This window comes from Streptococcus mitis (assembly GCF_001074635.1).
In the GTDB taxonomy this organism is placed as follows: Bacteria; Bacillota; Bacilli; order Lactobacillales; family Streptococcaceae; genus Streptococcus; species Streptococcus mitis_E.
In genome coordinates this window covers 1-410 of sequence record NZ_JUQO01000165.1, presented here as the reverse complement: position 1 = coordinate 410, position 410 = coordinate 1, and the positions used below count along the sequence as shown (strand labels likewise).

Below are 410 nucleotides of genomic sequence, written 5' to 3'. Positions count from 1 at the left end.
TTCTCTTCTGGAGTTAAAGCATCTGGATTAGATACAACTGTCTTATCTGCTGGTGTATTTATTGAAGTACTTGTTGAGATTGATGTACTTCCATCTGTTGAAGTTGACGCGCTTGCTGATTCCGATGCTGATATGCTTGCTGAAATAGACTCTGACAGTACTTTAGAAACTGATTCCGATGCTGATGTACTTGCCGAAGCTGACTCCGATAGCATCTTAGACGCTGATGTTGATGTTGAAGTCATTACCGAAGTCATTTGAGACAGCAACTTAGAAATTGATTCAGATACTGATGAAATAACTGAGTTAGCTGATTCAAACATTGCCGTACTTGCTGAGGCTGATTCTGAAGTTTGCTTAGAGGCAGATTCGCTTACTGAGTTGCTTGTCGAAGCTGATTCTGAAGTTTG

1 pseudogene is annotated in these 410 nt (G+C 40.5%); it reads left to right on the top strand.

From position 1 onward, the window contains the following. Positions 1–261 (top strand): annotated as a pseudogene (locus ADI58_RS11640) (hypothetical protein); the annotation flags it as partial. Positions 262–410: the final 149 nt, after the last annotated feature.